This is a genomic window from Streptomyces lycii (assembly GCF_009735685.1).
Classification (GTDB): domain Bacteria; phylum Actinomycetota; class Actinomycetes; order Streptomycetales; family Streptomycetaceae; genus Streptomyces; species Streptomyces lycii.
Genome location: NZ_WHPN01000404.1, coordinates 88,503 through 98,206, shown reverse-complemented (window position 1 = coordinate 98,206; position 9,704 = coordinate 88,503). Strand labels below are relative to the sequence as shown.

The window sequence follows — 9,704 nt, the reverse complement described above, 5'->3', positions numbered from 1 at the left end:
CGGGCGGGCGCCCGGCCCCGGGTGGTGGCGTCGGCCGGCGCCCGGACCCTCGCCGTCGCCGACGGCACGGCGGACGCCTGTCTGCACACCGGGACCGAGGCGGCGGAGGGTACGGCGATCGCCGCCGTGGCCACGGCCCTCGGGCTGCACACCCTCCGCCCGGCCGAACTCGGCGCGGTCCCGGGCGCGTCCGAGAACGACGTACTGCTGTGCCGGGCGCCGCTGGCCCGCGTGCTGCGCGCCGCGTCGGCCGCCTCCGCCGGCGGGCCGCCCGGCCGCGCGGTCCGCCTCGTCGCGCCCGGGAGTGCGCGGGGCACGGCACTGCGGGCTCCGAGCACCGCCCGGCGATAGCACGGGGCGGCACCCGGCGGCAGTCCCGGCAACCGCCACGGCGTCACCCGGTTCCGGACACCGGTCGGGCCGGTGTCCGGAACCGGGTGACGCCGTGGCCGCGTGGCACCCCGGACGGTACGGACCCGGCGCGCGCCACGGTGCCGTGCGCCGGCCGATCATCCCGCGGTGCCGTGCGCCGTGCGCTGTCCGGCCGTCCCGCTGTGCCGCCGTCCTGCCGTCCCGCCTCCTGCCGTCCCGACGGGAGCGCGCGCCGACTACCAACCACCCGCCGACCGGCATCCGCCGACCGGCATCCGCCGACCGGCATCCGCCGACCGGCACCGCCGACCAGTAATGACCCACCCCCACCGCTACCCCCCACCGGCCGAGATGCCGAAGACCTCGAGCAGGGCGTAGACGGCCAACCCGGTGATCGCGACCGTGCTCACCGCCAGTACCGCCGTGGTCCAGGAGCCGGAGCGGAAGCGCCGGTCCACCTCGGTGGTGCGCAGCTGCCAGACCGCGATCAGTACGGCCAGCAGGAAGATGGCGTTGCCGATGGCCCCGATCTTCAGCAGGAGCAGGGGCGACTGGACGAACAGGTACATGGCCGCCCAGACGGCCGGCAGCACGACGGTGAAGATGCGCACCCAACGCGTGCGTACGGCCAGGTCGTTCCAGTCGATCACGCCCATCAGCCCGAGCGTGTTGGTCCACAGCCGCGGCACCGCCGCCACGGCGGCCACGTGCGTGGAGAACAGCACCGCGACGGCGCCGACCAGGAAGGCGACCTCGGCCCAGGAGCCGAGCGTGTCGGTGTAGATGCGCGACACCGTGGTGATGACGTCGTTCCCCTCCGGGACGGCGTTCTGCGGTGCCAGGACCGAGGCGCCCACGATGTAGAAGGCGAGCGTGGTCAGCGTGCAGATCACCCAGGAGACCAGTACGTCCAGCTGCATGACCTTCAGCCAGCCCTCGGCGCGGAGGGCGCGCTCCTCGGTGCCGTCGTCCGGACCGGTCCAGCGGGCGTACCCCTTCTCCAGGCACCAGTAGGTGTAGTTGGTCATGTCGTCGGCACCGACGCCCGTGGAGCCGAACATCGCCAGGGCGAGTCCGAGCGCCCCGGCCGGGATGGCGAAGCTCAGCCCCGTACCGAAATCGGCTGCCGAGTAGGAGTACGAGGTGAAGGGCAGCGCGAGCACGAGCGCGAAGGTGCTGGTCGTGAAGAGGGCCACGGATATCGTGGTGACCCGTTCGACGACGCTGTACCGGCTCGAGCTCATCAGCAGCACGCTCACCACCGTGATGACCACGGTCCAGAGCACCAGGGACGTACGGCTCAGTTCCGCGCCCGCGATCGGCCAGGCGATGGAACAAGCCGCGGCCGCTCCGCCGATGACGCCGCCGCGCTGGAAGTTCTTGGCGGTGTCGAGGCCGATCCAGAGCCAGTTGATCCATCCCATGCGGCCGATCCTGGGCCGGACCGCGCCGTACCCGGCGAGAGCGGTCCCGCCGTTGAGGATGGTCCATCGAGCCAGCTCCACCTGCACCCAGACCTTGACCAGGGCGCCGATGATCACGAGCCAGAGCAGGACGAACCCGGCTTTCGCGCCGAGTGAGGTGGTGACGAGGAGTTCGCCGGATCCCACGACGGACGCGGTGAGCACGATGCCGGGGCCGAGATAGCGCAGCCGTTCCCGGAAGGTCCGGGGCGGGACGCGGACGTCCTCGGCGCGCAGTTCGTAGGCGTCCCGGTCGGGGGCGAGGGCTTCGGTGACGCTCAAGGTGGGCTCCTTCGACAGGCCGGTGGTGGTCAGCTCGGGCGGCGCGGACGCGCGGTGGCCTTCGCGAACCGCTGGGCACCCCGGACCACCGATGCGATGTCGTCGGGATCGCCGAGCAGATGGACGGCGACGCCCACACCGGCGCACCCGGCTTCGACGCACTCTCCGGCCAGTTCCTCGTCGACGCCTCCGGTGGCCACGAACGGCACGTCGGGCAGGGGCCCGCGGAGTTGCCGGATGTGACCGGCACCGGCCGAGCTGATGGGGAAGACCTTGACGGCGTCGGCCCCGGCCCGGACGGCCCGGACGACCTCGGTCGGTGTGAAGGCGCCGGGCACGGACCCCATGCCGAGTTCCCTGGTGCGCTCGACGACCTGCGCGTCGATGTCCGGGGAGACGACGAACTGGCCCCCGGCCTCGGCCACCCGGTCCACTTCCCCGGTGGTGAGCACGGTGCCGGCGCCGACGCGTGCGCCCGCGCCGAGGCGGTCGCGGAGCGCGGTGATCCCCGCGAACGGATCGGGGCTGTTCAGCGTCACCTCGAACAGCCGGATACCGGCCTCGTGGAGGCCCTCGGCCAGGTCCGCGCACTGGCCGGCGGACTGACCGCGGAAGATGACCAGGAGACGGTCGCGTTCCAGGTCGTGCAAGAGGTCGTTCATGGTGCGGCCCTTCGTCTCGGAGACCCGGCTCGTCCGGGATCTCGGCTCGTCGGGATCTCGGCTCAGAGGTGCCGGCGCGGGACGGCGTGGCCGCGGCGCCCGGTCAGGAAGTCCAGATCGGCCCCGGTGTCGGCCTGATTGACATGACTGCGGTAGAGCGACGCCCAGCCCGAACCCGGGGCCGGGCGGTTCCGGAGGCCGCCGGAGACCGAGTCCTTCGGCGCGCGAGCGGCGAGTTCCTCGTCCGGGACGTCCGTCTCCAGCCGCCGGCCGGGAACGTCCAGGGTGACGCGGTCGCCGTCGCGGAGCAGGGCGAGCGGTCCGCCGGCGGCGGCCTCGGGCGCCACGTGCAGGACCACCGTCCCGTACGAGGTCCCGCTCATCCGGCCGTCGGTGACGCGGACCATGTCCCGCACGCCCTGGTCCAGCATCTTCCGCGGGATCGCCAGATTGCCGATCTCCGGCATGCCGGGATATCCGACGGGGCCGGCGTTGCGGACCACCAGGACGGTGTCGGGGGTCACGGGCAGGTCCGGGGAGTCCTTCGCGGCGTCGTAGTCCTCGATGGTGTCGAAGACGAGGGCCGGCCCGGTGTGCCGGGTGAGCTGGGGGGACGCCGCGGACAGCTTGATGACGGCACCGTCCGGTGCGAGGTTTCCGCGCAGCACCGCGGTGTGGGAGCCGGGTTCGGCGACCGGGTCCTTCCGGGTCCGTACGACGTCGGGGCGCCAGTTCGGGGCGTCGGCGCAGTTCTCGCCGAGCGTCCTGCCGGTGACGGTCATCGCGTCGCGGTCGAGGAGGTCGCCGAGTTCGCGGATGACGGCCGGCAGGCCGCCGGCGTCGTGGAACTCCTCCATCAGGAACCGGCCGGACGGCATGAGGTCGACCAGCAGGGGGACGGAGGCGGCCAGCCGGTCGAAGTCGTCGAGGGCGAGAGCGACTTCCGCGCGCCCCGCCATGGCCAGCAGGTGTACGACCGCGTTGGTGGAACCGCCGATGGCGGCGTTGACCCGGACCGCGTTCTCGAACGACCGCCGGTCCAGGAGACGCGAGGGGGCCAGCCCCTCCTCCACCATGGCGACGATCCGCTGACCCGCCTGCTCGGCGATGCGGGCGCGGCCCGCGTCCACCGCCGGGATCACCGCGCTCCCGGGCAGCGACAGGCCGAGGGCCTCGGTGACGCACGCCATGGTCGACGCCGTCCCCATGGTGGTGCAGTGGCCGGCGCTGCGGGAGAGGCACGCCTCCGCGGACCGGAACTCGCACTGGGTCATCCGCCCCGCCCGGACCTCCTCGCTGAACTTCCAGACATGGGTGCCGGATCCGATCGACTCGCCGCGGAAGCGCCCGTTCAGCGCCGGACCCCCGGTGACCACGACCGTGGGCAGGTCGACGCTGAGCGCGCCCATCACCTGTGCCGGCACGGTCTTGTCGCAGCCGCCCAGCAGGACCACGCCGTCGAGCGGGTTCGCGCGGAGCGTCTCCTCGACGTCCATCGCCATGAGGTTGCGGAACAACATGGCCGAGGGCCGCATCAGCGTCTCCCCGAGGGAGATCGTCGGGAACTCCATCGGCACGCCGCCGGCCATCAGCACACCGCGCTTGACGGCCTCGGCGACCTGCCCGAGATGGGCGTTGCACGGTGCGAGATCCGATGCGCTGTTGGCGATCCCGATCACCGGGCGGCCGTCGAACATGGACCCGGATCCGCCCCGGTTGTACAGCTTCGACCGGTGGACGAACCCCAGCTTCCCGTCGAGCCCGAACCACGCCGCGCTGCGCCGCTGCTCCACGGCCTTGTCTCCCTCGGGCATCTCGTTCCCTCCATCGTGAGATCGGTGACATGTAACATCATCGAAAAGCATGCAGCAATACCTATCTACATGTAACTTCAGCGGACCTGCATGTAGGATCGGCATCCGTCCACGGTTCGAGAGCCCAGGGGTGAGTCATGACCGTCGCGAGCGATCCCCGCGTCACCGATCGTGTCCATCAGGAGTTGCGCGACCGGATCTTCGCCGGTGACCTCCCGGCCGGCGCCCGGCTGAGCGTTCCCGCCCTGGCCGAGAGGCTCGGTGTGAGCCGGAGCCCGGTCCGGGAGGCGATCGTGCGTCTGGTGCACGAGAGACTGGCCCGCGAGGAGCCGCGGCGGGGCGCCGTGGTGGCCGACGTCAGTCTCAAGAGCCTCATCGCGATCTACGAGGTCCGGGAGGTCCTGGAGGGTCTCGCGACACGCCTCGCGGTGGAGAACGCCGGACGCCGGCTGCTCCGGACGCTCGAAGAGGTGCTCGGGGAACACGAACGCGCGGTCTCGGCGGTGGACCTGACGGCCGCGTCCGAGGCCGACATGACCTTCCACCGGCTGATCCGCGAGGCCGCCGACAACGCCGAGGTGGTCCGCATGCTCGACGACGTGCAGACCCAGGTCCGGCTCGCGATGCGCACCACCCAGGTCACCGGCGGGCCCAAGCTGGCGATCGCCGACCACCGCGCGATCGTCAGGGCCATGGAGGCGGGCGACCCGGCCGCGGCCGAGGGAGCCGCCCGGGCGCACATCGCCCGGCTGCGCGCCGTGCTGGCCGGGCAGGCAGGGGGGCCGCGTTGACCCGTATCGCCGAGGCCCGGGTGCGCGTCCTGGGCGCACCCGTCCGCGACGGCATCGAGATGTCGTTCTCGCCGCTGAACCGACGCACGATGGTCCTGGTCTCGCTCACCGACGAGGACGGGAGGACCGGGCACGGGGAGAGCTGGGTCAACTACCCGCCCTGGGCCGCCGCGGAGCGCACGGCGACCCTGCGGGAGGGAGTCCTGCCGCTGCTGGCCGGCCGCCGGGTGGACGATGTGCCGGCGGTGCACGCAGGTCTGTGCGACCGGCTCGACCCGCTGGGGCGGCAGTGGGGGGCTCCCGGCCCGGTCCGACAGGCGGTCAGCGCGGTCGACGTGGCCCTGTGGGACCTCCGAGGGCAGCGGGCCGGCGCCGCGATCGCGCGGGTGGCCGCGCGCCGGGTGCGGGACCAAGTCCAGGTCTACGCGAGCAGCCTGGGGCCGCGTTCCGTGGCGGCGCAGGCGGCTCAGTGCCGCGACGCCGGACACGTGGCGGCGAAGGTCAAGCTCGGTTTCGGGCCCGAGGCCGATGGGCGCAATCTCGCCGCGGCGCGGGAGACGCTCGGCGAGGACGTACTCCTCTACGCCGATGCGAACCAGGCGTGGGACCTCGGCGAGGCAGTGGCGATGGCGCCGGTGCTCCGCGACGCCGGGGTCGAGTGGATCGAGGAACCGGTCCGCGGCGACGAACTGGCCGACCTGGAGGAACTGCACCGCCGTACCGGCCTGGTGATCGCGACCGGCGAGAACCTGTACGGCCGCGGAAGGTTCGGGGCCTACGCGGCCTCGCCGGCGGTCGCGATCCTGCAACCCGACGTCGCCAAGGCCGGCGGGATCACCGAGGTGCTCGCGGTGTGCGACCTGGCGGAGAAGCACGGCACCGCCGTCATGCCCCACCTCTACGGCGGGGCGGCGGCCTTCGCGGCGACGCTGCAGGTGGCCGCCGGATCCCACGCGGTCGGCGGCGTCGAGTACGACGTACGGGACAACCCCCTGCGCGACCCGCTCCTGCTCGATCCGCCGACTCCCCGGGCAGGCCGGCTGGACCTGCCCGACCTGCCCGGCCTGGGGGTCCGGTTCGACACCGCGGCGCTGGAACGGCTGACCTGCCACGACGAGACGCTGCCGCTCGGCTGACGGTCACGCCCGCGCCGACGGCGCCTCCGGCACCGGGCCGGCCTGACAGGCGGCCGGCCTGACAGCCGGCCGGTCTGACATCCGGCCGGGCGGATGCGGCCGCGTCAGATGTCCCGGAACTCATAGACAAAGCTTCTGACCTGTGCAAACAACCCTTCTCGAAGATCGTCTTGCACGGTTGTTGCACAAGCCGAACGGTGCAGGAGTCACGCGGCCCGGGTGTAGGCGCTCCGGACCGCGATGCGGACCTTGGAACCGGCTCCCACGACCCGGTGCACGTACTTACGCAGGGTGAACGCGGGATCGGCGTGTCCGAGTCGGTCCGCGAGCGTGTACACGTCTACACCGCCGCTGATCATCATCGACGCGTACAGGTGTCGGAGCGCGTGCATCATCACGTCGCGGGACTTCTCCCAACGTCGTCCTTTCGCGTCGGATTCAAGGGGCTTGATGAGGCCGGCCGACGCCAGGGCGGGCTTCCAGCGGTAGGAGTTGAACCAATTCGACTGAATGGCGGTCTTCTCCCGGGTGTAAAAGATCAGCCGCACCGTGACCGGGTCGCCGCCTTTGCTGCCCCACGGTCGGGTCACCTCGGCCGGCGGGTACTTCTGCATGTGCGCGCGCAGGGGGATGGCCACGTCATCGGTCAGCTCGACCCACCGGTCCTTCGGGTCTTCGTCGTCTCCGCCCTTGGGGAGGGCGTATACGAGGAACGAGCCGTCGTGGACTACTTGCCGTTGCACGTGCACCATGGCGCCGTCCGGATGTGCCCAGTCGATATCTTCTGGTGACAGGCCGAATATCTCTCCTTGCCGAAGACCCAGGCCGCGACCACAGTCGACGAGCGCTTTGTAGCGGTCGGGAAGTTCGGCACGGATCTTCTCGGTGTCCTCCCATGTCAGGGTCAGCTCTGCCCGGCCGCCACCTCCTCGCTTCGGCTTGGCGTCCTGCACCGATTTGGCGAGGCACGGATTTTTGTGTATCAGGCTGTCGTCCACGGCCAGGTCAAAGACAGCCCGAAGGTTGTCGAAGACCAGGCGCAGTGTGGAACTTTCGAGCAGCCTGCGACGGTCGTGCAGCCAGTCCAGCAAAGATGAGGCGTTCACGTCCTTTACGCGCATCTTCCCCACTGCGGTAGGAACGACGTGCAGGAGAATTCGCTCCTTGTGGCGTCGGTAAGTTCGTGGATTCTTGTGTTCGTGCCCCTTGAGCCACGTAATGGCGAGCTCACTGACCCTGACCTCTCCGGCGCGAGGGTTGATATATGAACCGTCGTCCACTCCGGACCGCATCTTGGTCTCATGCCTGCGGGCTTCGACCTCGGTGCGGAAGAGCTCCGTCTGCTGGACATCTTCCCGGTTACGCCATCGGGCCTGCCACCGCTTCCCCGTCCCGTGATCCCGGGTCGGGACTTTGCCGTGTTCCTTGCAGGTCGACTCCCCGTCTTTCGGGCGCGACTTGTGCCAGCGGTCGTACGGCATCAACTAACTCCTAGTTTTCAATGGGCCTTTGAGTCTATTTGTGGACTCTCTTGAATCAGGGCGATCGTCGACGGCGAGATCGTGTGCCCGTTCATCGCGCCCTAAGTGAATTGGATGTTGATCCAGGCGAGCCGAAGATGTCAAATGCATTCTTGGGGTCTTCGTGACAAAGGGCGCAGAGTGGTAGAGAAGATTTCACCTAGGCGAATGCTCGCTGAGGGTTCGACGAGGTTTCGACGAGGGCTCGACGAACCCTCAGCGAAGATTCGCCTGTGTCCTTCGAGAGTTCGCAAGAGTCGTGGGTATTTCGCCGAAAGGCCCTCTGTTTGGTCCGGCCGGAATTCAATGCAAACGTTCGCCCACCACCACAGCGGAGTACCGCTCACGTGGTTCTTTCCTGCCCGCTTCGAACCGTTTTGGAGTGCCCATGCGTCGAACCACTGCCCGTGCGGAAGAAGCCGCCAGTGGCGCGGGGGACCGTTGTCCCTTGATGAGCGCGGAGGAGCTGGCCGACTTCCTGGGCGTACCTCTGAATACGGTCTACATATGGAATCACCGACACCAGGGGCCGCGAGCCCACAAGGTCGGCCGCTATTTGCGCTACCGCTGGCCGGAGGTAGAGGCATGGCTGGAATCTCAAGCGGTGAATCGCGCGACCTGATCGGCCAAGATTGGCTAGTGCCCTTGTCCTTGGTCGGGCGATAGAACCCGGCGTACAGCCCGCCTCGCCCGACGCCAACAGCGGCTTTGCCTTGGAAAGGGCCTCCGACGTAGGTCTGAGGCCCCTTCTAGTGACGCGCCATCCTGAAACGGCGCGGCCCCCCTACGCCCGGTCGCGCCTGAGAGCCGTCTCGCCGAGCCCGAGGGCCATGCTGCCCATGAGCTGACGAGCGAAGTCTTCCAGGATCGAGGGGTTGGTAGCGAGAAACTCCATGACCCGCTGGGTTCGCTGCTCAGGCGAAAGCTCTTTCAGTTCCTGCTGCCATGCCAGGGTGGCAACACCGCCATCCTCGACCTCGGCATTCACGATGAGGCTCCAGAGCGCCTGCTGGGCGTCCTCACGAGCGAGCCAAGTCAGGAACATCTGCTGAAACTGCTGGCTCGTCACAGTGACCTTCGGGTCGCTGGGCGTGGTGGCCAGATCTTGGGAAGGCGCGTCCGCCTCGACTCCCGGGACGGCAACAGGAGGTGTTGTGGACCCAGCCCGCAAGGCCTTCTTCTGGGCTCTGCGGGCCTGTTGTTTCAGCACCAAGGCTTCGCCCTTGGCAACGAGGGCCGGCGCGGCCCGGGTGCGCCACCAGTGGGCAACGCGAGGTTTTGCGATTTCTACAAGAGCCTCAATGATCTGGCCCGTGATGTCAGCCACGGCCTGTTGGCCGGGGGTGAGCTGAGGACGCTGATCCTCCACGTACTCGGTGACGTAGACGATCTCGGGCTTGTCTGCGAAACTTGACTCCTTTTCGGCCCTCAGGCGGATCTCGACGTGCTCCGGCCCTTTGTCACTCGTCTTGGGAGTGAACCCACGCTTCCAGCCTTCGCTCTTCCGCGAGTCGGCGAGGTGCTCGCCCTTGGGGATACGAACAACTGCGGGGACCTCGTCGTACTCCTGGTCCTCGGCCATGCGTCCTCGCTAGTGCTCGGGTCTTCCTCGGCGCTCGGTCGACGAGGAAGACGCGGTAGTAGAACCTCACCCATGACCGTAG

General features: G+C 69.5%; 8 protein-coding genes and 1 pseudogene. 4 read left to right on the top strand and 5 right to left on the bottom strand.

Features of this window, described 5'->3' with window-relative positions:
• Positions 1-351 (top strand): annotated as a pseudogene (locus GCU69_RS32865) (hypothetical protein); the annotation flags it as partial.
• 353 nt (positions 352-704) lie between these two features.
• On the opposite strand, the gene GCU69_RS28555 reads toward GCU69_RS32865, so the two are convergent.
• The 3 genes from GCU69_RS28555 to GCU69_RS28545 all read right to left on the bottom strand — a co-directional run bounded on the left by GCU69_RS28555 (position 705) and on the right by GCU69_RS28545 (position 4,593).
• The gene (locus GCU69_RS28555; RefSeq protein WP_098754133.1) at positions 705-2,117 is read right to left on the bottom strand and encodes an Nramp family divalent metal transporter; all 1,413 of its coding nucleotides are present in this window, start codon (positions 2,115-2,117) and stop codon (positions 705-707) included.
• 29 nt (positions 2,118-2,146) lie between these two features.
• Entirely contained in the window at positions 2,147-2,779 is a 633-nt protein-coding gene (locus tag GCU69_RS28550) for a bifunctional 4-hydroxy-2-oxoglutarate aldolase/2-dehydro-3-deoxy-phosphogluconate aldolase (RefSeq protein ID WP_156207621.1), read from the bottom strand.
• 62 nt (positions 2,780-2,841) lie between these two features.
• Positions 2,842-4,593, bottom strand: a complete 1,752-nt coding sequence (locus tag GCU69_RS28545) for an IlvD/Edd family dehydratase (protein ID WP_156207620.1) — start codon at positions 4,591-4,593, stop codon at positions 2,842-2,844.
• A gap of 137 nt (positions 4,594-4,730) precedes the next feature.
• Here GCU69_RS28545 and GCU69_RS28540 point away from each other — a divergent pair, with 137 nt between their 5' ends.
• Positions 4,731-5,384, top strand: a complete 654-nt coding sequence (locus GCU69_RS28540) for a GntR family transcriptional regulator (RefSeq protein ID WP_098754136.1) — start codon at positions 4,731-4,733, stop codon at positions 5,382-5,384.
• Positions 5,381-6,520 (top strand): mandelate racemase/muconate lactonizing enzyme family protein, encoded by a 1,140-nt coding sequence (locus tag GCU69_RS28535; RefSeq protein ID WP_098754137.1) that lies wholly within the window; start codon positions 5,381-5,383, stop codon positions 6,518-6,520. Before GCU69_RS28540 ends, GCU69_RS28535 begins: the two co-directional genes overlap by 4 nt.
• A 206-nt stretch (positions 6,521-6,726) precedes the next feature.
• On the opposite strand, the gene GCU69_RS28530 is transcribed toward GCU69_RS28535, so the two are convergent.
• The gene (locus tag GCU69_RS28530) at positions 6,727-8,001 is read right to left on the bottom strand and encodes a tyrosine-type recombinase/integrase (protein ID WP_156207619.1); all 1,275 of its coding nucleotides are present in this window, start codon (positions 7,999-8,001) and stop codon (positions 6,727-6,729) included.
• 427 nt (positions 8,002-8,428) lie between these two features.
• On the opposite strand from GCU69_RS28530, the gene GCU69_RS28525 reads away from it, so the two are divergent.
• Positions 8,429-8,662, top strand: coding sequence for a helix-turn-helix transcriptional regulator (locus tag GCU69_RS28525; protein WP_078883411.1), 234 nt, complete (start codon positions 8,429-8,431; stop codon positions 8,660-8,662).
• A 162-nt stretch (positions 8,663-8,824) separates the two neighbouring features.
• Here GCU69_RS28525 and GCU69_RS28520 read toward each other — a convergent pair whose 3' ends face one another.
• A complete protein-coding gene (locus GCU69_RS28520; RefSeq protein ID WP_156207618.1) occupies positions 8,825-9,622 on the bottom strand; it encodes a hypothetical protein in 798 nt (265 codons plus the stop codon).
• Between the last annotated feature and the right edge of the window lie 82 nt (positions 9,623-9,704).